The sequence below is a fragment of the Kitasatospora sp. NPDC042419 genome, from assembly GCF_056437345.1.
Map to the genome: position 1 here is coordinate 25126 of NZ_JBWKAW010000018.1, position 24506 is coordinate 49631.

At 74.4% G+C, this 24506-nt stretch carries 24 protein-coding genes and 1 pseudogene; 11 read left to right on the forward strand and 14 right to left on the reverse strand.

Features of this window, described 5'->3' with window-relative positions; genetic code table 11:
• The first annotated feature begins 103 nt into the window (after positions 1-103).
• Both pip and AC067J_RS28190 read left to right on the forward strand, forming a co-directional pair.
• The gene (gene pip / locus AC067J_RS28185) at positions 104-1078 is read left to right on the forward strand and encodes a prolyl aminopeptidase (RefSeq protein WP_478303804.1); all 975 of its coding nucleotides are present in this window, start codon (positions 104-106) and stop codon (positions 1076-1078) included.
• 194 nt (positions 1079-1272) lie between these two features.
• Positions 1273-2880 carry an esterase/lipase family protein gene (locus AC067J_RS28190; RefSeq protein ID WP_478303805.1) on the forward strand — a complete coding sequence of 536 codons (1608 nt, stop codon included), beginning with the start codon at positions 1273-1275 and terminating at the stop codon, positions 2878-2880.
• A 35-nt stretch (positions 2881-2915) separates the two neighbouring features.
• Here AC067J_RS28190 and AC067J_RS28195 read toward each other — a convergent pair whose 3' ends face one another.
• The gene (locus tag AC067J_RS28195; RefSeq protein WP_478303806.1) at positions 2916-3203 is read right to left on the reverse strand and encodes a hypothetical protein; all 288 of its coding nucleotides are present in this window, start codon (positions 3201-3203) and stop codon (positions 2916-2918) included.
• Positions 3204-3217: 14 nt separating this feature from the next.
• Complete coding sequence (gene sigJ, locus AC067J_RS28200) at positions 3218-4216, reverse strand: RNA polymerase sigma factor SigJ (RefSeq protein WP_478303808.1); 999 nt, start codon at positions 4214-4216, stop codon at positions 3218-3220.
• A 206-nt stretch (positions 4217-4422) separates the two neighbouring features.
• Between sigJ and AC067J_RS28205 the strand changes: the two genes are divergently transcribed.
• Together AC067J_RS28205 and AC067J_RS28210 are read left to right on the forward strand one after the other, a co-directional pair.
• The gene (locus AC067J_RS28205) at positions 4423-5598 is read left to right on the forward strand and encodes an amidohydrolase family protein (protein WP_478303810.1); all 1176 of its coding nucleotides are present in this window, start codon (positions 4423-4425) and stop codon (positions 5596-5598) included.
• A gap of 74 nt (positions 5599-5672) precedes the next feature.
• On the forward strand, positions 5673-6128 hold the full coding sequence (locus AC067J_RS28210; RefSeq protein ID WP_478303812.1) for a cupin domain-containing protein: 456 nt from the start codon (positions 5673-5675) through the stop codon (positions 6126-6128).
• An 85-nt stretch (positions 6129-6213) separates the two neighbouring features.
• Here AC067J_RS28210 and AC067J_RS28215 read toward each other — a convergent pair whose 3' ends face one another.
• A complete protein-coding gene (locus AC067J_RS28215) occupies positions 6214-7218 on the reverse strand; it encodes an NADP-dependent oxidoreductase (RefSeq protein WP_478303814.1) in 1005 nt (334 codons plus the stop codon).
• A gap of 126 nt (positions 7219-7344) precedes the next feature.
• Between AC067J_RS28215 and AC067J_RS28220 the strand changes: the two genes are divergently transcribed.
• Positions 7345-8325, forward strand: a complete 981-nt coding sequence (locus AC067J_RS28220) for a GlxA family transcriptional regulator (RefSeq protein WP_478303816.1) — start codon at positions 7345-7347, stop codon at positions 8323-8325.
• A gap of 99 nt (positions 8326-8424) precedes the next feature.
• Here AC067J_RS28220 and AC067J_RS28225 read toward each other — a convergent pair whose 3' ends face one another.
• Positions 8425-9018 (reverse strand): MarR family winged helix-turn-helix transcriptional regulator, encoded by a 594-nt coding sequence (locus tag AC067J_RS28225; RefSeq protein ID WP_478303818.1) that lies wholly within the window; start codon positions 9016-9018, stop codon positions 8425-8427.
• Between the two features lie 86 nt (positions 9019-9104).
• Between AC067J_RS28225 and AC067J_RS28230 the strand changes: the two genes are divergently transcribed.
• A complete protein-coding gene (locus AC067J_RS28230; RefSeq protein WP_478303820.1) occupies positions 9105-10376 on the forward strand; it encodes an MFS transporter in 1272 nt (423 codons plus the stop codon).
• A 58-nt stretch (positions 10377-10434) separates the two neighbouring features.
• On the opposite strand, the gene AC067J_RS28235 is transcribed toward AC067J_RS28230, so the two are convergent.
• Positions 10435-10602: a hypothetical protein gene (locus AC067J_RS28235; protein ID WP_478303821.1), complete on the reverse strand. Its 168-nt coding sequence runs from the start codon at positions 10600-10602 to the stop codon at positions 10435-10437.
• Positions 10603-10957: 355 nt separating this feature from the next.
• Here AC067J_RS28235 and AC067J_RS28240 point away from each other — a divergent pair, with 355 nt between their 5' ends.
• A complete protein-coding gene (locus AC067J_RS28240; protein WP_478303822.1) occupies positions 10958-11959 on the forward strand; it encodes a YdcF family protein in 1002 nt (333 codons plus the stop codon).
• 110 nt (positions 11960-12069) lie between these two features.
• Here AC067J_RS28240 and AC067J_RS28245 read toward each other — a convergent pair whose 3' ends face one another.
• A complete protein-coding gene (locus AC067J_RS28245) occupies positions 12070-12612 on the reverse strand; it encodes a PaaI family thioesterase (protein ID WP_478303823.1) in 543 nt (180 codons plus the stop codon).
• Between the two features lie 224 nt (positions 12613-12836).
• Between AC067J_RS28245 and AC067J_RS28250 the strand changes: the two genes are divergently transcribed.
• Positions 12837-13517 (forward strand): DUF6445 family protein, encoded by a 681-nt coding sequence (locus AC067J_RS28250; RefSeq protein ID WP_478303825.1) that lies wholly within the window; start codon positions 12837-12839, stop codon positions 13515-13517.
• 94 nt (positions 13518-13611) lie between these two features.
• A complete protein-coding gene (gene murQ / locus AC067J_RS28255) occupies positions 13612-14613 on the forward strand; it encodes an N-acetylmuramic acid 6-phosphate etherase (RefSeq protein WP_478303827.1) in 1002 nt (333 codons plus the stop codon).
• A 52-nt stretch (positions 14614-14665) separates the two neighbouring features.
• On the opposite strand, the gene AC067J_RS28260 is transcribed toward murQ, so the two are convergent.
• From AC067J_RS28260 to AC067J_RS28290, 7 genes and pseudogenes are all read right to left on the reverse strand, one after another.
• A complete protein-coding gene (locus AC067J_RS28260; protein ID WP_478303829.1) occupies positions 14666-15178 on the reverse strand; it encodes an isochorismatase family protein in 513 nt (170 codons plus the stop codon).
• A 247-nt stretch (positions 15179-15425) separates the two neighbouring features.
• On the reverse strand, positions 15426-15662 hold the full coding sequence (locus tag AC067J_RS28265; RefSeq protein WP_478303831.1) for a hypothetical protein: 237 nt from the start codon (positions 15660-15662) through the stop codon (positions 15426-15428).
• A 271-nt stretch (positions 15663-15933) separates the two neighbouring features.
• On the reverse strand, positions 15934-17214 hold the full coding sequence (locus AC067J_RS28270) for a sugar ABC transporter permease (RefSeq protein WP_478303832.1): 1281 nt from the start codon (positions 17212-17214) through the stop codon (positions 15934-15936).
• Positions 17211-17999, reverse strand: coding sequence for an ATP-binding cassette domain-containing protein (locus AC067J_RS28275; RefSeq protein ID WP_478303834.1), 789 nt, complete (start codon positions 17997-17999; stop codon positions 17211-17213). Before AC067J_RS28275 ends, AC067J_RS28270 begins: the two co-directional genes overlap by 4 nt.
• Positions 18000-18278: 279 nt before the next feature.
• A complete protein-coding gene (locus AC067J_RS28280; RefSeq protein WP_478303836.1) occupies positions 18279-19373 on the reverse strand; it encodes a sugar ABC transporter substrate-binding protein in 1095 nt (364 codons plus the stop codon).
• Between the two features lie 341 nt (positions 19374-19714).
• A complete protein-coding gene (locus AC067J_RS28285; protein ID WP_478304116.1) occupies positions 19715-20224 on the reverse strand; it encodes a helix-turn-helix domain-containing protein in 510 nt (169 codons plus the stop codon).
• Positions 20204-20797, reverse strand: a pseudogene (locus AC067J_RS28290) (cupin domain-containing protein); the annotation flags it as partial. The pseudogene AC067J_RS28290 and the gene AC067J_RS28285, both read right to left, overlap by 21 nt.
• Positions 20798-20946: 149 nt before the next feature.
• Here AC067J_RS28290 and AC067J_RS28295 point away from each other — a divergent pair.
• Positions 20947-21861 (forward strand): MBL fold metallo-hydrolase, encoded by a 915-nt coding sequence (locus tag AC067J_RS28295; RefSeq protein ID WP_478303838.1) that lies wholly within the window; start codon positions 20947-20949, stop codon positions 21859-21861.
• A 259-nt stretch (positions 21862-22120) separates the two neighbouring features.
• Here the strand turns inward: AC067J_RS28295 and AC067J_RS28300 are convergent, their stop codons facing one another.
• On the reverse strand, positions 22121-22960 hold the full coding sequence (locus tag AC067J_RS28300; RefSeq protein ID WP_478303839.1) for a hypothetical protein: 840 nt from the start codon (positions 22958-22960) through the stop codon (positions 22121-22123).
• 446 nt (positions 22961-23406) lie between these two features.
• Between AC067J_RS28300 and AC067J_RS28305 the strand changes: the two genes are divergently transcribed.
• Complete coding sequence (locus AC067J_RS28305) at positions 23407-24405, forward strand: ArsR/SmtB family transcription factor (protein ID WP_478303841.1); 999 nt, start codon at positions 23407-23409, stop codon at positions 24403-24405.
• The last annotated feature ends 101 nt before the right edge of the window (positions 24406-24506 follow it).

Genomic DNA, 24506 nt, shown 5'->3' on the forward strand with positions numbered 1-24506 from the left:
GAGCCCGGCACTCCCGCGACGAAATCCGTTCGACCACCGCCGAGTCAACCGCTACCCTCGCGAGCGTCCCGCCCCGCCCCGCTCGCCCCAAGGAGGCTGCGCCATGCCCGAGTTCCACCCGATCGGCGAACCGTACGCGGAGGGACTGCTGGACGTCGGCGACGGCAACCGGATCCACTGGGAGGCCTCCGGCAACCCGGCGGGCAAGCCGGCCCTGGTGGTGCACGGCGGGCCGGGTTCCGGACTCAACACCGGCAACCGGCGGTTCTTCGACCCCGAGCGCTACCACCTGATCCTCTTCAGCCAGCGCGGCTGCGGCCGCAGCGAGCCGCCCGCCGCCGATCCGGCGACCAGCCTGGAGCACAACACCACCGCGCACCTGATCGCCGACATGGAGCGGCTGCGCGAGCACCTGGGCATCGACAAGTGGCTGCTGTACGGCGGCTCCTGGGGATCCACGCTGATCCTCGCCTACGCCCAGGCCCACCCCGAGCGGGTGTCCGAGATCGTGATCTGCGCCGTCACCATGACCCGGCCCGAGGAGATCGACTGGCTCTACCGGGGCGTCGGCCGGCTGCTGCCCGGCCCGTGGGAGGCGTTCCGCGACGCACTGCCGCCCGAGGACCGGGACGGCGACCTGGTGTCCGGGTACAACCGGCTGCTGAACAGCCCGGACGACGCCGTCCGGCACAAGGCCGCGCTCGACTGGGCGACCTGGGAGGACGCGGTGATCGCCCACGAGTCGCAGGGCACCCCGAACGCCTACACCGGCCGGCCCGCCGATGAGCTGATGACCTTCACCCGGATCACCGCGCACTACTTCGCCCACCACGCCTTCCTGGAGGACGGCCGGCTCCTCCGCGAAGCCCACCGACTGGCCGGGATCCCCGGCGTGCTCATCCACGGGAAGCTGGACCTCAGCTGCCCGCTGGAGACCCCGTGGTCGCTCGCCAGGGCCTGGCCGGACGCCGAACTGACGGTCATCGAGGAGGCCGGCCACACCGGCACACCGGTGATGCGCGAGGCGATCCTCGCCGCGATGGAGCGGTTCGCGGAGCCCGCCCGGCACAGCGGGTGACGTCCCATCGACGCTCCGCGCCCGCCCGGCCCGTCCGCGGCCCCGATCCGGCACGGCGGGTGACGGGGCATCAACGGTCCGCGTCCGGGGGGTGACAGGTCGGCCCGGGACTCCGACACTGGAGGGGAGAAGCTCCCACGCCAACGGGTCGACCGGTACCGGTCGGTACCGGCCGCGGAGAGGGCAGGCCGGCCATGAGCACGCCGTCCGCCAGACTCCCGATCATCTACGTCCGGGGCTATGCCGGAGGCACCCCCGGGATCGAGAAGGCCGTGACGGATCCGTTCTACGGATTCAACGAGGGCTCGACGCACATCCGCGTCGGGCGTGAGGACGCACCCGTCTTCTACCAGTTCGAGAGCCCGTTACTGCGCCTGCACCTCGACGAGGGCTACCACATCCTCGTCGAGGGCAGCCAGGAGAACTACCTGGAGAACCACGACACGATTCCCCCCGACAGCATCTGGATCCACCGCTTCTACGACCGCTCCGCCGGCAACTGGGGTGCCAGGCCGGAGCGGTTCGACCTGGAGACGGCAGCCGCCGACCTGCTGGAACTGATCGAGAAGCTGCAGGCCAGGACCGGCGCGCCCCAGGTCCACCTGGTCGCCCACTCGATGGGCGGGCTGATCTGCCGCTGCCTGCTGCAGAAGATCATCCCGGAGCAGCGTCCGGGCCGGCGCGCCACCGACTACGTGGCGAAGCTGTTCACCTACGGAACGCCGCACGGCGGCATCACCTTCGCCGTCGGGTTCGGCGTCCCGGAGGCGCTGCGGGACATGGTCAACTTCAACGGTTCGGACATCTTCGGCCCCGACCGGATGTACCGGTACCTGACCCCCGTCGCCCGGCAGGCCCCGGGCGGGCCGCCGGTGGGCTGGCGGGCCGCCGACATGCCGGACGACGACGGCACCGGCTCCCCGGAGGTCGCGGCCGGAGGCTTCCCGCTGAACCGGGTGTTCTGCTTCGTCGGCACCGACTCCACCGACTACGACGTGGCGCACGGCATCTCCGCGTCGGCGGTCGGCCCGCGCAGCGACGGGCTGGTGCAGATCGAGAACGCGCAGGTCACCGGAGCCCACCGGGCCTTCGCCTACCGCAGTCACAGCGGGCGGTACGGGCTGGTCAACTCCGAGGAGGGGTACCAGAACCTGCGCCGCTTCCTGTTCGGCGACCTCCAGGTCCGCGCCGACCTGGTCGGCCTGGCCCTGCCGCAGGACGACCCGGACGTCACCTGGCAGGCCGAGGTCGAACTCAAGGTGCGCGGGCTGCCGGTGCTGATGCACGAGCGGGTGGCGCCGCACTGGTGCCCGATCCAGCTCTCCGATCCCCCGGCGAACGGCCGGCGCGACCGGGCCCCGGCCGACGGCGGCGGGCGCGACGCGGACCGCGGCGGTCCGGGCGCGGACGGCGCCGTCCGGCTGGCGACCGCGTTCCTCTCCACGGCCCTGCCCCGGCCGGGAGCCGTCCCGCTGCGCTACGCGCTCGACCTGCGGGTGCTCTCGCTGCGCGAGCACAAGGGGTTCTTCGGCTTCGGCGACCACCTGGAGCAGACGGCCGACTTCTCGGACACCCTGATCGTCGACGTGGACGCCACCGGCACCCGCCCGGCGGCCTGGGCGCACTGGAACTCCGAGGTCACCGGCACGATCAAGGACCTCAACCCGGAGGACGAGCGGCCGCTGCCGGACGAGGACCCGGCCGCGGCCTCCTGGGTCTCGCGCGTGCGGCTGCCGTCCACCACCGCGCCGTTCCTCGGCGAAGGGGCCAGGGTCCGCCTGACGGTCGGCCCCTGGAGCTGACGCCCCGCCGGTACGGGTCGCACCGGCGGACCGCGTCAGCCGTGCCCGCGCTCCTCGCGCTCCTCGCGCTCCTCGCGCCGGCGGACCAGCTCCTCGACCGCACTGGGCAGGGTCGTGTCGAAGTCGATCAGCTTCGCCCACGTCGGGGTCACGACGATCCGGACCATCCCGTCGTAGAGCGAGCGGACCTCCGCCTCCCACGCGACCCGCTGCTCGGGCGTCATCCGGTACGTGCCGTTCGCCTGCAGGTACTCGTCGGGGATGCCTTCGACGACGTCCAGCTCGGCCAGGCCGCGGATGAGCAGGATCAGCGGCGGATGCACCTCGGTGTCGATCGTCAGGGCGACCGCCGGGTTGAGCCGCAGGGACGGCAGCTTCGGGGCCCCCGCAGACCGGACAGCTTGTCGGGATTGGTGACGGAGTAGACGGCGGCGATCCGCTCCCCGTCGGGGGTGAGGTCGACGACCACGACGGCGAGCGGGCTGTCACCCGAGAACACCAGGGCTCCGGGGTCCGCGGCCACCCGCCGGTAGCGGACGTCCAGGCCCTGTGCGGGCAGGGCCCGGGCGACCGCCATGAACACCGCGGCGACCCGGTCGCGGCCGTGGACGGGGCGCAGGCTGACCGCGGGCCCCTTGCCGCCGCCGTCGGTCCAGAGCGTCACATCCGGCGCCAGCACCTCCAGCAGGGCCCGCAGGTCGCCGCCGAGCGCGGCCGAGGCGAACCTCTCGGTGACCCTGGCGTGGAGGTCCGGCCCGGGCCGGTGGCGGGGACGGCGGGCGTGCACGTGGCGGCGGGCCCGGGTGGCGAGTTGGCGCACGGCCGCGGGTGAGCGGTCCAGCATCTCCGCGATCTCCGGATGGGCGAACCCGAACACCTCGTGCAGCACGAACACGGCGCGCTCCAGCGGCGAGAGGGTCTCCAGGACGACGAGCACGGCCATCGACAGGTCCTCGGAGCGCTCGGCCGCGTCGGCGACCTCACCCGTCACCAGCGGTTCGGGCAGCCACGGTCCGACGTAGGTCTCGTGCCGGCGGCTGAGGTCCGCACGGCGGGCCAGCGCCCGGTTCACCGCGACGCGCACGAGATAGGCGCGCGCGTTCTCCACGGGCCCGGCGCCGGGGCTGCGGTGCCGGGCGGACCAGGCCAGCCACACGTCCTGCAGGGCGTCCTCGGTGTCGGCGACGGTGCCGAGCATGTTGTAGATCACCGAGAACAGCAGCTCGCGGTGACCGAGGAACGCGTCGGTGGCGTCGTCGGCGGTCGGGTTCGGTGGCGGGGTCGGGTTCGGCGGGTGCGGGTGCGGGTGCGATGGCCGGGTCGGGGTCGGCGTCATGGGTGGTTCCTCCTGCTCTGCCTTGTCTGCCTTGTCTGCCGCGACCGAAGAGTGCCGCCGGGCCCCGGGTGTGACACGGACGGCCCGGGTGTGAGGTACGGCACGGTGGGGGGCCGCTGATGTCACAACCGCTGCCGGGCCGGCCTCTGTGGTGGCGCGGCGGGAAGGAACGGCCTCCCTGCCACGACCGACACGGGAGTCCTCAGATGCGTACGCGGATCCACCAGGCCGGCCTCTTCGACGGCGAACGCCACCTCGGCGTCACCGACGTCGTGCTGGAGGACGGCGCCATCCTGGCGGTCGGCACCGATGCGGACGACAGCCGCGACAGCAGCGGCGACGGCAGCAGCGACGTCGAGATCGAGGTCGACGGGCGGGGCAGGACACTGCTGCCCGGCCTGATCGACGCTCACACCCACGTGTTCGACGGGAGCCTGGCCGAGGCCCTGCGGTACGGGGTCACCACCGAGCTGGACATGTTCTGCCTCCCCCGGCCGCTCGCCCGGCACCGGCTGCTGGCGGCGCAGCGCGACGACGTGGCCGATCTCCGCAGCGCCGGGACGGTGGCGACCGCGCCCGGCGGGCATCCGACGCAGCTGCTGGCGGCGCTGACCGGCACCCTGCTCGACCCGCAGGACGTGACCGGGATCGATTTCGTCACGCGGCCCGAGCAGGCCCCGGCCTTCGTCGCGGCCAGGATCGCCGAGGGAGCGGACTACCTCAAGATCGTCATCGATGACGGCGCGGTGCACGGCGCCGACGTGCCCGCCCTGGCCCCCGAGCTCGCCGCCGCCCTCACCTCGGCGGCGCACGCCGCGGGCCTGAAGGTCGTCGCCCACGCACTCACCGCGCCCGAGGTGGACATCGCGCTCGACGCCGGAGTGGACGGCCTCGCCCACGTGTGGGCCGACCTCGCGCCGGAGGACCCGACGACCCGGCGGCTGGCCCGGCGGGTCGCCGAGCAGGGGGTGTTCGTCGTGACCACCCTCGCGTACTTCGAGGCGATCACCGCCCAGCGGCCCGTCGCCGGGGCCTGTGCGCGCCCGGGCAACCTCCCCGGCGCCGTCGGAGCGGTGCGGGCCCTGCACCGGGCGGGGGTCCCGCTGCTGGCCGGAACCGACGCCACGCCGTTCACGCCCGCCCACGGCGCCGGCCTCCACCGGGAGCTGCGGCTGCTCACCGGGGCGGGACTCACCCCGGCGGAGGCCCTCGCCGCCGCGACGGCCGGGACCGCGCGCCACTTCGGACTGGCCGACCGGGGCCGGATCGCCCCCGGGCTGCGCGCGGACCTGCTGCTGGTCGAGGGCGACCCCACCCGGGACCTCGCCGTGCTCGAAGCCCCGGTCGCGGTCTGGCGGCGCGGGGTCCTCCGGACCGGCTGACCGCACCGCCGCCCGCCGCGGCATCACCATCACCACCGCCGCCACTTCCACCACCACCATCCGAAGGGAACACCGTGTCGCACGACCGTTTCATCCTGCTCGGGGCCGGCGAAGCCAGGCCGGGCCGCATCCCGATCCCGCCCGCGTTCTCGGTCAAGGCCAGGAGCACCGACACCGAGGGGCGGTTCTCCCTGCTGGAGGTGGTCCTCGCCCAGGAGATCCCTCCGCACACGCACCACCTTGCGGACGAGGGCGTCTACGTGCTGAGCGGCGAACTGCTCGTCGACATCGACGACACCGTCCACACCCTCACCGCGGGGCAGTTCGTGCTGCTCCCGCACGGCGTGCCGCACGCGCTGCGCCCCGGTGCCGGCCGGCCGCCCCGCGTCCTGCAGATCTCCTCCCCCGGCGGCTGGGAGTGCTTCGTGGAGGACTTCGTCGAGGCCCGGTCCGGGCTGACCGTCGACGGACGGCTCGACCCGGCCCGGCTCAACCGCATCGCCGCCCGCCACGCCATCACCTACCGGTGACCGCGCTCCCGGTGTGCCACCCTGTCCGCGGGGCGGCACACCGGGAACTGCGGGGACGTGCCGGCCCGGCCCGCCCCCGCACGCTTCAGGGAGCGGTGGTGAGGACGAGCTTCCCGGTGGTGCGGCCCCGCTCACCGACCGCGTGGGCGCGGGCCGCCTCGCCCAGCGGGAAGACCTCCTCGACGATCACGCGCAGCCGTCCGCCCTCGACCAGGGCGGCGATCTGCCGCAGCCCGGCGTGGTCGGGCTCGACGAGCATGAACACGGCCCGCACGCCGGCCGCCTCGGCCTCACCGGCCGGGAACGTGGCGTCCAGCGGGAGGAGCGAGACCAGGGTGCCGCCCGGCCGCAGGGTGCGCAGGGAGCGGGACCAGGAAGCACCGCCGAGGGGGTCCAGGACGACGTCGACGTCGCGCACGGCCAGGCCGACGTCCCGGGTGCGGTGGTCGATCAGCTCGTCGGCGCCCAGGGACCGCAGCAGCGGGTGCTTGGCCGCGCCGGCCGTGCCGATGACGTACGCGCCGCGGGCCTTGGCGATCTGCACCGCCAGGTGGCCGACGCCCCCGGCGGCCGCGTGGACCAGCACGCGCTGCCCGGGCCGGACGTCCGCGGTGTCCACCAGCGCCTGCCAGGCGGTCAGCGAGGCCAGCGGCAGGGCGCCGGCCTCGACGTGGGTCAGGCCGCGGGGGCTCGGGGCGAAGTGCCGGGCCGGCGCGGCGACGTACTCGGCGTAGGCGCCCGCGGGGTGCGGGAAGCGCGGCATCCCGAACACCGCGTCACCGGCCCGGTACAGGGTCACGCCGTCGCCGACCGCCTCGACCACTCCGGCGACGTCGAAGCCGGGCGTGAACGGCGGGGTGGCGCCGTTCGCGAACACCCCCCGCTGCCGGATCTTCCAGTCCGCCGGGTTCACCCCGGCGGCGTGCACCCGCACGAGGATCTCGCCGCGGCCCGGCACCGGCCGCCCGGTCTCGACGAGCCGCAGGACCTCCGGCGGCCCGGCGGCCTCCTGGGAGACGGCGCGCATGGTGGCGGGCACGGCGGCAGGGACGGTGGCGGGGATGGTGGCAGGGGCGGTGGCCTGGTCCATGGGGAAGTGCTCTTCTCTGCGGGAGGGTCGGGCGGGTGCCGGCTCGTTCCCGGCACGTCATCAGACTCCCCGCGCCGACCGCCCTCCCGTAGTGGCCCGCAGGTCGGATGATGAAAGGATCGGGCCATGCACCACGTCGGCGTTCTCGCCCTGGACGGCGTCGTCCCCTTCGAGCTCGGGATCCCCGCGCGGATCTTCGGCGCCGCGCGCGACGGCGCGGGCGAGCCGCTCTACACCGTCACCACGTGCAGCGTGGACGGCCGTCCGGTCCGCACGGACGCCGACTACCGGCTAACCGTCGCCCACGGCGCGGCCCTGCTGGCCGGGGTGGACACCGTCGTCATCCCGCCCTCCCGGGAGCTGGGCGCCATCCGCGAGGAGGGCCGCCTGCCGGAACCCCTGCGCGCAGCCCTGGCCGCCGTCCGTCCCGGCACCCGGATCGTGGCGATCTGCACGGGCGCCTACGTGCTGGCCGCCGCCGGACTGCTCGACGGCCGCCCGGCGACCACCCACTGGCGCGAGGCCGACCGGTTGCAGCGGCTGGTCACCACCGCGCGCATCGACCCCGACGTCCTGTTCGTCGACGACGGCGACCTCCTCACCTCCGCCGGGGCGGCCGCCGGCGTGGACCTGTGCCTGCACATCGTCCGCCGCGACCACGGCAGCGGCGTCGCCAACGAGGTCGCCCGCTCCTGCGTCGTCCCGCCCTGGCGCGACGGCGGTCAGGCGCAGTACCTCCGGCGTCCGGTCCCCGACCCCTCCGGCTCCGGCGCCGGCACCGCGCCCACGCGAGCGTGGGCCATGGAGCGCCTCGACCGGCCGCTCACGCTCGCCGACCTGGCCGCCCACGCCAACGTCAGCGTCCGGACCTTCACCCGCCGTTTCCGCACCGAGGTCGGCACCAGCCCCGGCCGGTGGCTCACCCGTCAGCGCGTCGACCTGGCCCGCCACCTGCTGGAGACCACCGACTGGCCGGTCGACGTGGTGGCCGGCCGCGCCGGGTTCAACACCGGCGTCTCCCTGCGCCAGCACCTCCACGCCGCCGTCGGGGTCACCCCGCAGGCCTACCGCCGCACCTTCCGCCCCCCGGCCGCGACCGGCGGCTGAGCCGCCCCCTCGGCGGCCGGAGCCCGACGCACTCGCGGCGAACGAGCGGCGGACGGGAGGCCTCGCACCGGCCGCCCGCCGCCTCGGTGGGCCCGATCGTCAGTGGGCCCGGTCGTCGCCGGCCGCCGGCTGCTCCGGCGAGGGTGCCTCGGCGGCCAGCAGGACGCGGCGCAGCAGGTCGGAGAGCTGGCGCCGCTCGTCCGGGGTGAGGACGCCGAGCAGTCGCCGCTCCTCGCGGCCGACCACGTCCAGGGCCTCGTGCCAGGCCGCCCGGCCCGTCTCGGTGAGCCGGACGTCGACCCGCCGCCGGTCCTCGGTGGAGGGGGTGCGGACGACGAACCCGCGTCGTTCGAGCGCCTCCAGGCGCCCCGTCACCGAGGCCGGCGCCAGGTTGAGGTCGTTCCGGAGCTCGGACGGGACGGCGTGGCCGCCGCGGCCGGCCAGCTCGTGCAGGGTGTCGAACTCGTGCTTCTGCAGGCCGTAGTCGGCCACGCCCTGTTCGCGCACCCGGCCGAGGTGCCGGGAGAGCTTGCTCATCCGGGTGACGGCGCCCTCGATGTCCGGGTCGAGGTGGGGCAGGACCGGCTGCCAGCGTTCGACGTGGCCGTCGGTCCAGTCGCGGGGCTCGTCCGGCCGCGGTTCGCCCGAGGGCTTCCGGTCCGCTGGTCGGTCGGGGCGGGAGGCACGCGTCATGGCACGAGTCTAGGCGGCGGTGCGTCCACGCCCGGTCGCCAAGTATTTCGTTGCCGAAATTTCGGTACCGAAATATAGTCCCAGCCGTGACCCATCCTCTGAGACTCCGTGACTTCCGCCTGCTCTTCCTCGGCCGGGCGGTCTCCACTCTCGGCGACGCCGTCGTCCCGGCCGCGCTCGCCATCGCGATCACCAGGGCGACCGGCTCCTCCTCCGCGCTCGCCCTGGTCCTGGGCTGCGCCATGGTGCCGCGGCTGCTCCTCCTCCCGCTCGGCGGCGTCGTCGGAGACCGCTTCAACCCGCGCCTGGTCGCGCTCACCACCGACCTGGTGCGGGCCGCCGCGCAGATCCTCGTCGGGCTCGAACTGCTCGGCGGCCAGCCCCGGCTGGCGCACATCGCCGTCGCCGAGGCGGTCGGCGGCATCGCCTCCGCCTTCGCCATGCCGACCGCCTCGCCGCTCGTCGCGGCCACCGTCGAGGGCCCGCTGCGGATGCGCGCCAACGCCCTGCTCGCCTCGACCACCAGCGCCGCCCGGCTCGGCGGACCGGCCGTCGCCGGCCTGCTGGTCTACACCGCGGGAGCCGGCTGGGCGTTCGTCCTGGACGGCGTCTCCTTCCTGGCGAGCGCCGCGCTGCTGAGCCGGCTCACGGTCCGCCACACCCCGGCCGGCCGCCGGCCGCTGCGCGCCGACCTGGCCGAGGGGTGGAGCGAGCTGCGTTCGCGCGACTGGTACTGGACCAGCCTGATCGGCCACGGCGTCTGGAACGGCGCCAGCGCCGTCCTCCTCACCCTCGGCCCGCTGATCGCCACCCAGCGGCTCGGCGGCGACGGCGTCTGGATCGCCATGACCCAGGCCGCCGCCTTCGGCCTCCTGGCCGGTTCGCTGCTCGCCGGGCGGCTCCGGCCGAAGCGCCCCGTCCTGGTCGCCAACCTGGGCCTCGCCCTGTACGCGCTGCCGCTGACCGCCCTCGCCGTGACCGCGCCGGCACCGGTCACGGTCGCCGCCTACGCACTGGCGATGACCGGTCTCGGCTTCCTCAACCCGGTGTGGCAGACCGTCGTCCAGCAGGAGTTCCCGGCCCAGGTGCTGGCCCGGGTGACCTCCTACGACTGGCTGCTCTCACTCGCCGCCGCGCCGCTCGGCTACACGCTGGCGCCGCTCGCCGCCGACGCCTGGGGCAGCACCGGCCCGCTGCTCGTCACCGCCGCGCTGGTGGCACTCGCCTGCGCCGGCACCGCGGCGGTCCCGGGCGTGCGCCGCGTCGGGCGCACCGAGCCGAAGGCCGCGGACTCCTCCGGGGAACAGGACCGGACGGCGCAGCCCGCACCGGCCGACCCCCAGGCCGCCCGCCGCTGACCCGCTCGAACGCCGGACCGCGACCCGACCGCCACCGGACCGGTGGCGGGCCACGAGGTCACTCCGGCCGCCCGTCGGGGGGCCGGAGGCGGCCCCACCGGACACCGGCGCCGCACTGCGCCCCGTCCCAGGTGACGACGCCCTCGTCCGCCTGGGCGCGGACGAAGGAGAGCATGCCGCCGCTCAACCCGGGGATCCGCATCAGGATCGCCGCACGAGCCGTCACCGCGCGGCGCCGGAACCACCTGACAGGGACAAGAGGAAGACGACCGGCCCGACGAGCGCCTCCTCGCCGCCGGAGTCCAACCGCAGGGGTGCGAATCCGACCGTTTTGCCTCCGACGCGGGCGGGTTGTTGCATCCCATCGCCCAAGGCGGACAGCGGTCCGTACGGCCGCGCGATCGTACGACCGGCTCGCGCACCGGCGTGCGAGCACCTCCGACCGGTCGGTGAAGCCGGCGCGCGGGGGCCGGCGCGCGCAGGACCGCCGGTGGTGCGTCAACCCGTCGGCCCACCGGGTCCGTCGGACCGATCCGGAGGCTCCGGGTCGGCCCGCGCGGCCGGGCCCCTACGATACGAGCATGATCGCCTATGCCCCAGCGGCCTTCTTCTTCGCCCTCTGCGGGATCGGAGTCCTGCGCGACCGCCGCCAGTTCAGCAACGCCGTCCTGCTCGGCCTCGCCATGTCCTTCCTCGCGCTGGCCCTGATCGCCGAGCTGCGCAAGGCGCCGACGCTGGTGGCGGGGCTGGTGGCGCTCGCGATCATCGTGATCCCCGCGACCGGCACCCTGGCCCTGATCGGCTTCCTGATCTCCAACGGGCTCACCATGATCCGCAAGGAGGGGTGGCGGCCGGCCAACCTGCTCTCGCTGCTCGCCGGGCTCGGCATCCTCTCGGTGATCGGCCTGCTCGTCGCCGCGCTGGCCACCCACTCGGTGCGGCTCGGCATCGTCGCGGGCACGGCCGTCCTGGTGGTCGGCTACATCTCCTTCCTGTTCGTCTGCTTCGTCGGCTACGCCTTCCTCTACGGGCGCCACCGGCCGCGCCTCGACGTCGACTTCGTGGTGGTGCTCGGCTCCGGGCTGATCGGCGGCGAGCGGGTGCCCCCACTGCTCGCCAGCCGGCTCGACCGGGGCCGCGAGGTCTACGAGCAGCAGGCCGCACGCGGCAACCCGCCGGTCCTGATCACCTCCGGCGGGCAGGGGCCGGACGAGAAGCTCCCGGAGTCCCACGCGATGGCCGACTACCTGCTCGAACGCGGCTTCCCGGCCGAGCACCTGGTCCGCGAGGACCGCTCGCGGACCACCGAGGAGAACCTGCTCTTCAGCAAGGTGATCATGGAGCAGGCCGATCCCGACTACCGCTGCGTCGTCGTCACCAACAACTTCCACGCCTTCCGCGCCGCGCTGACGGCCCGCAAGACCGGTGTCAACGGACAGGTCTTCGGCTCGCGGACCGCCGCGTACTACTGGCCGAGCGCGACCATACGCGAGTTCGCCGCGGTGTTCCTCGCCCACAAGCTGGTCAACTTCGGGATCTGCGGCTTCCTGGCGGTCTGCGGGCTGCTCGCCGCCGCGCTCTGACCCCTCCCCCGAACCAGGACCTGCCGGGCCCGGCCCGGTCGGATCCGCCGAAGCAGAGGCGGGGGGGGACGGGGGCGGGGGCGGGGGCGGAGCCTGCCGGGCCCGTCGTGTCAGGCGGACGGGCGCGGAGCCAGCACCGCGCAGGTGGTGGTGGCGTGCGCGTACAGCTTGCCGTCCGCCACCCCCGTCACCCGCGCCTCGGCCGTCGCCATCGTCCGGCCGACGTGCAGGGCGACGCCCTCGCAGCGCAGCAGCCCCGAGTCGGCGAACAGCGGCCGCAGCATGTGCACGTTCAGCTGGGTGGTGGTGTAGCCGAGGCCGGCCGGGAGCCTGCTCATCACGGCGCAGCCGAGCGCCGAGTCCAGCAGGGTGGCCAGGTAGCCGCCGTGGACGGTGTTCATCGGATTGAACAGGTGCTCGCCGACCTCGCCCTCGAACACCGCCGTCCCGGGCCCGGCCCCGACCAGCCGGAACCCCAGGGTGCTCCCGATCGGCGGCTGCGGGATCCGGCCCTCGACGATCTCGCGGAGGATCTCCTCCCCCGTGAGCTGCGGGAAGGCGGAGACCGGCGGGGCCGGTTGCCAGTGGTGGGTTCGGGTGCGGAGCGTCCCGTCGGGCGCGATCCCGGTGCCGTCGATGTCGAAGGTGGTCATGGCACCAACCTGCCCGCTCACCCGCCGGCACTCAAGTGTGATCTCGCTCGCCCCTTCGCGGAACGCCCGCCACCGGGGCGCCCGTCCCCGGAACGCCCACCGCCGGGGCGCCGGCCCGTGCCCGGCCCGTGCCCGGCTCCCGGCCACGGCGCGCCGGCTCCTTTGACGAAAGGTTGACCTGCTCACGGCAGAACGTTGGTGCCCTCGAATCCTATGGTCGGCGCATGCCCCCACTGCCCAACGGGAGGACCGCCCTACCGGTCCTCCCGTACCGCAAACCCACGCCCGGCCGCGACTACTGGGTGATCGACGACGTCCTGCCCGACCCCGACGCCGTCCGGCGTCGCTGCCTCGACCGCGACGACTGGACGGAGGGGTACCCGTACCGGCCGGAGAGCTGGCCCGGACTGCGGACCATGCCCGGTCTCGACCCCGGCGAGCTCGCCCGGGTCGAGACCCTGGTCCGCAGGGCCACCGGTGCCGGGCGGCTCTGGGTGCAGAGCACCCCGGGCGGCGGCACCCTCAACCACAACTGCGTCCAGGTCGTCGGTGCCGGGGAGTCGGAACCGCGCCCCCACACCGACTCCCGGGCGCTCTGCCGCTACGCGGCCGTGCTCTACCTGAGCCCCGGTGCCCCCGAGGACGCCGGGACCGGGTTCTACCGCCAGCAGTTCCCGGGAGGGCGGCTCGGCGGCAACCTCGTCACCGCGCCGCACAGCAACCTCGTCGAGGCCCTCGGCACCCGCCGCGTCCCGGCCGACGCGTTCACCGAGGACGTGCGCGTGCCCAACCGCTACAACCGGCTGCTCCTCTACCACGCCAACCTCATCCACAGCGCCACCGGCTACCACGGCCTCACGCCGGAGGACCGGCGCATGACGGCGGTCTTCTTCTGGATGGCCTGACGGCCGGACGGCGGCACCCGCCCACCGACGCCGCCCGCACCGGACGGCCCGCCGCCGGGGTTGGCGGCGGCCGGACACGGGGAGGGTCGGGCGTATGGAGAGCGAGCACCCGCCCGGCCCGTCCCGACCGTCCCACCCGCTCGGGACGCCTCCGCAGTCCCACCCGGCCGGCCCGCCCCCGCCGTACCCGGTGACCGAGGCGGTGCGGCCGGAGTGGGGCGCGATCGACGGGCTGGCGACCCTCGACCTGCTGCGGCTGATGAACGCCGAGGACCGGACCGTCGCCGCCGCGGTGGCCGGCGAACTGCCCCGGGTCGCCGCCGTGGTGGACGCGGTCGCCGCCCGGATGGCCCGGGGCGGGCGACTGGTCTACGCGGGCGCCGGCACGGCCGGGCGGCTCGGGATGCTGGACGCGAGCGAGTGCCCGCCGACGTTCGGCACCGCGCCGGGGCAGGTGGTCGGCCTGATCGCGGGCGGACCGCAGGCCGTGCTGCGCGCCGTGGAGGGCGCGGAGGACCGCCAGGAGCTCGCCGTCACCGGCCTCGACGCGCTGGGGCCGACTCCCGACGACACCGTGGTCGGCGTCTCGGCCTCGGGCCGGACGCCGTACACGGTGGCGGCCGTACGGCACGCGCGCGCCGCCGGGGCCCTGACCGTGGGGTTCGCCTGCGCCACGGGCTCGCCGCTGGTCGCCGCGGCCGAGCTGGGCATCGAGGTGGTGGTCGGACCCGAGGTGCTGGCCGGCTCCACCCGCCTCAAGGCGGGGACGGCGCAGAAGCTGGTGCTGAACCTGCTCTCCACCGCGGTCATGGTCCGGCTCGGCAAGACGTACGGGAACCTGATGGTCGACGTCCGGGCCGGCAACGCCAAGCTGCGCGACCGCGCCCGCCGGATCGTCACCGGGATCACCGGCGCGGACGAGGAGACCGCCCGGCGGGCGCTGGACGCGACGGGCGGCGAGGCCAAGGACGCCGTCCTGGTCGTCCTCGCCGGGGTGGACGCGCCGGCCGCCGCGCGGCTGCTCGCCGCCTCGGGCGGGCGGCTGCGCGAGGCCCTGGAGCTGGCGCGACGGCCGGCGGACCGGGCCCAGGAGTAGCCGTACACGCCGGGGCGCGCGGGCACAGGCGCGGCAGCGGGCGCGGGAGAGGTCAGCCGAAGCGGACCGCGGCCCGCGCGACCACCTCGCCGAAGCGGGGCAGGTTCAGGTCGACCGCAGCCCGGTGCTCCTCCTCGGTCAGGGCGGCGAGCGCGTCCTCGACGAACAGCAGCTCGTAACCGTGGTCCGAGGCCGCGCGGGCGGTGGACTCGACGCCGAGGTTGGTGGCGACGCCGCCGAACACCAGCGTCTCCACCCCTCGGGCCCGGAGCAGCTCGTGCAGTCCGGTGCCGTGGAAGGCGCCGATGGTGCGCTTGACCACGACCTCGTCGGCGGCCTCCGCCACCTCGGCCACCAGTTCGCTCCCGGGCGGCTGCTCGGCCACGCCCGGCCGCTCGACGCGCACCGCGACCACCGGTGCCCCTGCGGCGCGGAACGCCTGCGCGAGGTCCAGGGAGACGGCCACCACCTCGGCACCCGTGCGCGGGGCCAGCGGCAGGGCGGCGATCCGGGGCATCAGGTCGACCAGGACGAGGGCGGTACGGGCCGGTTCAAGGGTTCGCATGGCCGGTCACGCTAGCGGATCGGCGCCGGCCCGCGCTTCGCGGGCGGCCTCCGCCCGGACCCCCTCGACCGGGACCCGCGGCCAGGCCTCGACGTCGCGGCCGCCACCGGCGGCTCGGGGCTCGGGGGGCTGGAACGCAGCGGCTCACCCCGCGCGTCCGGCGGACGCGCGGGGTGAGCCGTCAGGGGTGCGAGGGGTCCCGCAGCGGACGCCAGGGGTCGAGGGGTCCCGTGGCAGGCGCCGGCGGTCAGGCCTCCTGGTTGTCCAGCCAGTGCAGCAGGACGGCACGCTCGGTGTCGGTGCCGACCGGAACCGCCGGGTCGAGCGCCCATGCACGGATCCGCCGGACGGTCTCCGGGTCGAGGTCCAGGTACAGGCGCCAGTGGGACCGGGGGTGGCAGTCCGCTTCGCGGGGCTGACCGCACTCGTGGCAGTGGGTGAAGAAGGCGTCGACCAAACGGTGCACGATCGTCTCGGCGGACATGGACGGCGGTACTTCCTCACATGCTCGGTTCGCGCCGCCGGACTCCGCGGACCGGCGGGCCCGCAATCCAGGGTGCGGGCCCGGGCGGGCGGACGGGAGGGACCAACGTCCCGGGAACGACCGGAGGCCCGGTCCCCGTGGGGGTGGGGACCGGGCCGTTCAGGAGGGTCGCTCGCGGAGGTGCCCGCGGAGGTGCCCGCGCAGGGTCGCTGGGGAGGACCGTGCGGCGAGGCCGTCGGGCGGGGCCCGCCCGGTCGGGGCGGGCCCCGCCTCAGCCCCGGCCGGCGGACTTCTGGGTGCGCCGGGAAACCGAGTCGAGCACCACGGCGGCGAGCAGCACCGCACCGGTGATCATGTACTGGATGGCCTGGGCGGCGTGCACCATGTCCAGGCCGGTGGTGATCGACTGGATCACCAGCATGCCGAGCAGGGCCGACCAGGTGGTGCCGCGGCCGCCGAAGAGGCTGGTCCCGCCGATGACGGCGGCGGCGATCGCGCTCATCAGCACGTTGCCCCCGCCGAGCAGCTTGTCGGCGGAACCCTGCTGGGAGGCGATGAAGAGGCCGCCGAGGCCGGCCAGGACGGCGGAGACCATGAACACCGAGATCCGGATCCAGGCCACGTTGATGCCGGCGCGGCGGGCGGCCTCGATGCCGCCGCCGACCGCGAAGATCTGCCGGCCGTACGAGGTGCGGCGGAGCACGAAGTCGGTGAGGACGACCACGCCGACCAGCACGACCAGCGGCAGCGGCAGGCCGCTGTCCTGGTTGAGCGTGTAGGCGCCGACCAGTGCGACCAGGGCCAGGCCGCCGGTGCGCAGCGCGATGTCGCCCAGCGGCCGGGCGGGCAGTCCGGCCGCGGTGCGGCGGCGGGCGGTGAGCAGCTGGGCGGCGAGGAAGCCGCCGATGGCGAGGACGGCGAGCAGCCAGGCGAAGGAGATGTCGCCGTCGCCGAGGAAGTAGTTGTCGAGGTGGGCGACGACGCCGTCGTTGATGTTGTTGACGGTGCCGAGCTTGCCGAGCACGTAGTCCTGGAGGCCGCTCCAGGCGAGCATGCCGGCCAGGGTGACGACGAAGGCGGGTACGCCGATCTTGGCGAAGAAGAAGCCGTGCAGGGCGCCCATGGCGGCGGCCGTGAGCAGGGCTATCAGGATCGCCAGCCACTCGTTGACGCCTTGGCGCACGGCCAGGACGGAGGTGACGGCGGCGCAGACGCCGGCGACCGAGCCGAGCGAGAGGTCGATCTCGCCGAGCAGCAGCACGAAGACGACGCCGACCGAGATCAGGCCGTAGCCGGCGATCCACTTGGTGATGTTGGTCAGGTTGTCGGCCTGGAGGAAGTGGCCGGTGACGCTCTGGAAGATGACGGCGATCAGGATCAGGCCGATGACGACCGGCAGTGAGCCGAGGTCGCCGCTGCGGATCTTGCGCCGGAACTCCTCGGCGTACCCGGCGAGGCCGCCCTGGCGGACCAGCAGGCGCGGGTCGCTCGCGTTCGCGCCGGCGCCGCCGTCGGCGGGCCCGGCGGTGGGGGTGGTCTGGCTGGTGGTCACTTCGCTTCCTCCGCGATGCGTGCCTGGCGCCGGGTGACGGCATTGTCGGTGGCGCCGGTGATGGCGGAGATGATCTCCTCCGACGTGGTGCCGGCGACCGGGAAGACGCCGTTGTTGCGGCCGAGCCGCAGGACGGCGACGCTGTCGGCGACCGCGCGGACGTCCGCCATGTTGTGGCTGATCAGGATGACGCCGAGGCCGCGCTGGCGCAGTCGCTCGACCAGGTCGAGGACCTGCGCGGTCTGTTCGACGCCCAGTGCCGCGGTGGGCTCGTCGAGGATGACGATCCTCGGGTCGCCGACCAGGGCGCGGGCGATGGCGACGACCTGGCGCTGTCCGCCGGAGAGCGCGGCGATCGGGATCCGCACGCTGGGGATGCGGATCGACAGGGTGTCCAGCAGTTCCTTGGCGCGGCGCTCCATGGCGACCTCGTCCAGCGTGCCGCGTCGGCGCAGTTCGCGGCCGAGGAACAGGTTGGCGACGACGTCGAGGTTGTCGCAGAGCGCGAGGTCCTGGTAGACGGTGGCGATGCCGAGCGCCTGGGCGTCCTGCGGCCGGGTGATCCGGACCGGGCGGCCTTCCCAGGTGATGGTGCCCTCGTCGATGGGGTGGACGCCGGCGATCGTCTTGACCAGGGTGGACTTGCCGGCGCCGTTGTCGCCGACCAGGGCGACGACCTCGCCGGCGTGGACGTCGAGGTCGACGTCGGTGAGGGCCTGGACGGCGCCGAAGCGCTTGGAGACCGCGCGCAGCGCCAGTACGGGTGCGCCTGTCACGTGAACCATCTCCTGCGTGGGTGTGCGTGGCGGGGGTGGGTGGGTGCTCGCGGGGGTGTGGTCCCCGCGAACGGGTCGTGCTCGCGGAAGGGGCCGTGCTCACGAGCGGGTCGTGCTCGCGACGGGCCGGTGTTCGCGGCCGGGTGCCCGCGGGGGGGTGGTTCCCTGCGGCGGTCCGGGTGCCCGCCCGGGAGGGCGGGCGGACGGTCGGCGGGCCGGCGCTCCCCGGTCGGGCGGGGAGCGCCGCAGCGGTGTGCCGGGGCGGGGCCGACGGACCCGCGGCGTGGGCTACTTGATGCCTGCGGCGGTGCAGCCGGCGGCGTAGTCGGCGGTGCAGATGTCGGCGGCCTTGTAGAGGCCGTCGGCGATCACGGTGTCCTTGATGTTGGTCTTGGTGACGACCTTGGGCTCCAGCAGCTTGGCCGGGATGCCCTTGTCGGTGTCGCTGTCCACGGTGGCGGAGGCGACGGCCTTGACGTCCTTGCCCTGCAGCAGGCTGACGGCCAGTTCGGCGGCGCTGTCGGCGAGCGGCTTGTAGGCCTTGTAGATGGTGTAGGCCTGGTCACCGGCGACGATCCGCTGGACGGCGTCCAGGCCGGCGTCCTGACCGCCGACCGGGACGGTGATGCCGGCCGCCTTGAGCTGGGTGATGATGGCGCCGGCCATGCCGTCGTTGGCGGAGTAGACGGCCTGGAAGCCGTCCTTGCCGAGCTGGGTGATGGCGGCGCCGGTCTTCTGGCCCGCGACGGTGGGCTTCCACTCGCCTGACTGCTCGTAGACCACCTTCTTGATCTTGCCGTCGAGCACCTTGTGGGCGCCGGACTTGAAGAGGGCGGCGTTCGGGTCGGCCTCGTCGCCGTTGATCATCACGATGTCGGCGTCGGCGGCCTTGGCCCCGAGCGCGTCCAGCAGGGCCTGGCCCTGGAGTTCGCCGACCTTCTCGTTGTCGAAGGAGACGTAGGCGGAGACCGGGCCGGTCGCGAGCCGGTCGTAGGCGACGACCTTGACCCCCTTGGCGGCCGCCTCCTTGACCCAGGACTGGGTGGACTTGGCGTCGAAGGCGTCGAGGACGATCACCTTGACGCCCTCGGCGATGAGGGTGTCGAACTGCTGCTTCTGCTTGGCGGCGCTGCCCTCGGCGTTGCTGTAGCGGACCTTGCAGTCCGGGCAGAGGGCGGTGACCTTGGCCTCGATGAACGGGCGGTCGAACGACTCGTAGCGGGTGGAGGACGCGTTCTCCGGCAGCAGCAGGCCGATGGACTTGGTGTCCCCGGAGCTCGCGGTGTCCTTCTTGTCGGCGCCGGCCTTGCCGCAGGCGGCCATGGACAGGGCCATCGAGACCGCGGCGGTGCCGATGACGACACGACGCATCGTTGCGTTCATAGGGGGGTGCCTCCGTGACAGGTGCCGCAGCGCTGCGGCGAGGTGGGAGGAGTTAACCCGGACCCGTCATCTGGCGTCAATAAGTAAATTCAAGCTCTCCGCAATCCCGACTCTTTCGTTATCTTCATGAACGCTCGCCAGAGCTTGAAACCTGGAGTTTCCTCCGAGTCGAGCTATGACAGGACATGACAGAACGGACGAATCACCTGCTCCAAGGGCTCTCACCTGGTACGAACCTGGGAGACGGGCGGGCGGACACGCGGCGGATCACCACCCCACGGCCCGACCGAGGCCTACTTGACAGGAGCAGGGCAAGCCGACTCACGCGTTCAAGAGTTTGATCATCCGTCAGCAAAGAGGGTCGACATACGGGCCCGGTAGCGCCCGGGCGTCGTCCCGAAGAGCCGGCTGAAGGCGTGCGAGAGCGCGTACGGGGTCGCGTAGCCGACCCGGCCGGCGATCACGTCCAGCGGTTCGGCGGTCTGCTGGAGCAGTGCCGCCGCACGCGTCATCCGCCACCAGGTGAGGTAGGCCATCGGCGGACGGCCGACCAGCCCGGTGAACCGCCGGGTCAGGGTGGCACGGGAGACCCCGGCGTGGGCGGCGAGGTCCTCGGCGCTCCAGCTCCGCGCCGGGTCCTCGTGCAGCGCCCGCAGCGCGGCCGCCACCACCGGGTCGCCCAGCGCGGCGGGCCAGCGGCCGCCCCTCCGGTCCGGCCCCCCGGACAGCGTGGCGGTCTCCGGTCCACCCGGCAGCCCCGGGCCTCCCGCACCGCCCCCGCCACCACCGCCCCCGCCACCGACGGCACCGCCACCACCGCCGGACGGCCCGGCCAGCCAGGCGCGCACCATGTAGACCAGCAGCAGGTCGATCAGGCTCGGCACGGCCAGCGCCGCACCCGCCTCGTCGGCAGCCAGCTCGCCGCCCAACAGGTCGACCGCCGAGCGGAGTTGGGGATGCCCGCCGATCCGGTTCGGCAGGTGGACCACGTCCGGCAGCTCCAGCATCAGCGGATGCGTCCGGCTGTGCTCCAGGCGGTACTTGCCGCAGAGCAGTTCGGCGACCGGCCCCGTCCCGGCGCCGAGGACGGGCACCCGGGATCCCTCCGGGCCGAGCGGCGGCACCGTCCGGGCGGGTCCGAGCAGTTGGTCGATCGGCCGGGCCCGCGCGGCCTCGGCCGGCTCCAGCGGCGCACTCGCCAGCACGTGGCCCGTCCCGTGCGGCAGCAGCACCGCGTCACCCGCGCCCAGCGACACCGGTTCGCCGCCCTCGGGCAGCAGCCAGCAGCCGCCCTCCAGCACCACGTGGAACCCGGCCCCGTCGTACGCGGGGATCCGGGTGGACCACGGCCCGTCCACCCGGAGCCGGACCGAGGAGGGCCGGCCGATGCGCACGGCCGCGATCGCGTCGCTCACCACGTCCATCCGGCCATCCTATGCCGCCCGGAGCAGCCATGAGCCGATCACGTATCCAGATGATCCAAACAGGCATTGAGACACTCACCCGTCCGTCCTAGGCTCGACACCGGCGGCGCACGAGAGGTGCGCGGCGACACAGCGGCAGGGGAGGAACCATGGAGCGGATCGTGCTCGGCGACGCGGAGGTCATCAGGGTGGTCGAGTGGGCGGGGGCGTTCACCCCGGCGAAGACGATCGTGCCCGACATGCCGGCCGAGGAGTGGGAACGCAACCGCGACTGGCTGGCACCGGACCACTGGGACCCGGCGGCGGACACCTACCTGGGCGCACTGCAGACCTGGGTGATCCGGCACGGCGGGCGGACCGTCCTGGTCGACACCGCGGTCGGGGACGGGCGGCAGCGCCCGCACAGCCCGGCCTTCCACGACCGGCGGAGCGACTTCCTCGACCGGCTCGCGGCGGCGGGCGTGCGGCCGGAGGACGTCGACGTCGTGGTCAACACCCACCTGCACGGCGACCACGTCGGCTGGAACACCCTCGCCCGGGACGGCGAGTGGGTGCCCGCCTTCCCCAACGCCGTCTACTACCTGCCGGCCGCCGACCACGCCGCGATCGACCCGGCGGGCCCGGAGTCGGGGCCGGCCCCGGCGGGCGTCGACGCACGGGTCTGGCGGGAGGAGCGGCGCCTGCTGTTCGCCGACAGCATCGCGCCGGTCATCCGCTCCGGGCAGGCCGTGCTCTGGTCCGACGGCCACCGCATCGACGAGGCGCTCACCCTGGAGCCCGCCCCCGGCCACACCCCCGGCTCGTCGGTCCTGCGGCTCGACTCGCGCGGGGACCGGGCGGTGTTCGTCGGTGATCTGCTGCACAGCCCGGTGCAGTTGGTCCGCCCGAGCTGCAACAGCTGCTTCTGCGAGGACCCGGCCGGGGCCGCCGCCAGCCGGCTGCGGGTGCTGCGGCGGGCCGCCGACGAACGGGAGCTGGTCATCCCGGCGCACTTCGCGGGCGCGGGCGCCGTCGAGGTCCGCCGGGAGGGCGACGGCTTCGCGGTCTCCCGCTGGGCCGCCTGACCGGCGCGGCCGGCCGGGCAGCCGGCCTCCCCCGAGGCGGGCAGCCGGCCTCCCCCGAGGCGGGCAGCCGGCCTCCCCCGAGGCGGGCAGCCGGCCTCCCCGAGGCGGACGGCCTCCCGAACCGCGGCCGGGCCCTCCCGGCCGAGCCCGGTCGCCCCGCCCCGCCCCACCCCGGGCCGGGGTGGGTGGACGGGACCGCGCCGCACCGTGCGAGCACGGCAGCGCCCCACGGAACCCGTCCCCCGCCCTCGAACGACGGCTACGGCCTCTCGAAGTACTGCACCACTCCGCCCGCCGAGAAGCAGAGCGCGCCCGCGAACGTCCCCCAGTTCGCGATGTCGGTGTTGACCTGGCTTCCGGTCTCCGGACGGGTGAACGCGGCCAGCGCCGAGACCAGGAAGAGCACGGACCCGACCTGGTTGACCACCACGATCCACCAGCCGATGCCGCGCGCGTGCAAGCAGAAGTGGCCGTGGCAGACCTCGACGAGCGCGAGGTGCCCCGCGACCAGGAACAGCACGCACCCCACCATGTCGGGAGCCCAGACCAGCCGGTCCGCCTGCTGCACCGAGAGGCCCTGGAGGAAGGAGTCCAGCAGGTTGACACCGAACACCAGGGTCCCGACGAACAGGACGAAGGTCCCGAGCCAGTCGATCCGCTGGGGCTCGTAGCTCCACCACCGCCAGCGCCAGGTGACCGGTGCGTCCGTTCCGCCGGAGCGGCGGGGTGCGTTGACCGCCTGGAGCAGTGAGGTGTAGCCGCCGGTGTTGAAGAACAGGCCTCCGACGAAGTAGACCGAGGCGATCCCGGTCGGGCCGACGGCGGTGGTCTCGGCGAGGAGGGCGCCGAGGGCGAACAGCCCGCCCCCGATGACGAACGCGACGGCGGCGACCGTGTTGAGCGTGCGCAGGCGGCGCAGCGCCCGGCTGTCCGCGGTGCGCGGAGCACCCTCCGCACCCGACTCGGCCAGCGTCCTGAACACGCCCCGCTTGCGGGCCAGCCGGGACTCCCAGACCGCCAGGCCGCCCTCCGCCCTGCGCCAGGTGACCCGGGTCGTGAACGGTCCCGCGCCCTCGGCGCGCTCGTCGAGACGAACCATGGCACGAGCGTAGTGGTGATCTGTCAGATGGCCTCGTAGGCCTGCCACGCGGCGGGCTGTCGGCATGTGGGGCAGCGGCCGGTCCGGGTTCGGGAACCCGGGATCCGGTACGTCACCGGCTCCACCTCGACCGCCGGACACGGGCCGCCGGCCACGGGACACGGACCACGGGGCACGCGTACCGGGCGGAAGCCGATCGGGCACCGGCGGGCACGGTCCGCCGGGCGACACCGGGCGACACCGGGCGTTCGGTTCGACGAACGCCCGGCCGAGGATCGTGCTCCGGCCCCCACTCCCCTCGTGGTGGGGGCCGGAGCGGGCCTCAGTCGCGCCGACGAGAGAGAGCATGCCGATGGGGACCACCGGACGGCCATGCATTAGCCTCTGGGCCTAATAGTCAACAACGCGGCAGGTCAGGACGGCTGCGGGGAGCCGGAGGAAGGTTCGTGATCGCACTGAGGTTCGGGGTCGCGGACCTCGCGAGGACCCGGTTCGTCATATCCCCGCTCGACCACCTGATGGCCGGCGCGGCCCGGTTGGGCGTGCACCAGGGCAGCGGGTCGCGCAGCGAGCGCTGGTGGCGGGACATCCGCCGCAACGTGCCCCAGCGGGCCGTGCGCTTCCTCGAAGTGGTCAACGCGAGCCCGGTAGGCGTCCCCGACTTCATGGTGGCGGACCTCGACGCCGTCCGCCGGCAGCTGACCGACGAGCTCGACGCGCTCCTCTCCGTCCCGCAGCAGGCCGTGGAGGAGGGCGTCGCGATGTTCGGCAGCGGCCCGGAAGTCCCGGCCGCCCTGGCCCGGTTGCGCGAGGACGGCAGCCGGGGCCTGCGCGAGGTCAGCGACGGCGCCTGGGCGCTGTTCCGGTCCTGCCTCGCCCCGGACTGGCCCGACATCCGCCGCGCCCTGGAGGCCGACATCGCCGTCCGGGCCCGCACCGCCGCCCGCTCCGGGATCGGCGAGATGCTCGACTCGCTCCACCCGAAGGCCGTCTGGCGGGACGACGGGGTGCTGGAGTGCACCCTCGGCGAGCTGGAGGGCTCCTTCGACCTCGGCGGCCGGGGCCTGGAACTGCGGCCCAACTACTTCGTCCAGCGGAGCATCAGCCTGCTCGCCGGGCCGGACCGCCAGAGCCTGCTGCTGCACCCGATCGCCGCCCCGACCGCCGAGCCTGCGGCCCGGACACCGGCCGCCGACGGCCTCGCCGCCGTGCTCGGCCCCGCCCGGGCCCGCGTCCTGCGCACCATCGCCGGCAGCGCCTGCTCCACCACCGAGCTCGCCCAGCGGCTCGGCGTCACCCCGCCCTCCGCGTCCGCCCATGCCGCCGCCCTGCGCACGGCCGGCCTGATCGCCACCCGCCGCGAGGGCAAGCAGGTCCGCCACACCCTCACCGACGTCGGCCACGATCTCCTCCTCGACAACCCGGTGCCCCTGCCCCCGGCCTGAGCGTCGGTCGGTGACGGCTCGGACGGACCGCGGGGTGAGCGTCCTCGCGGCCTGGGCCCGTGAGCCGGGCCGAGGAGCCGGACGGCGGGACGCGGACGATT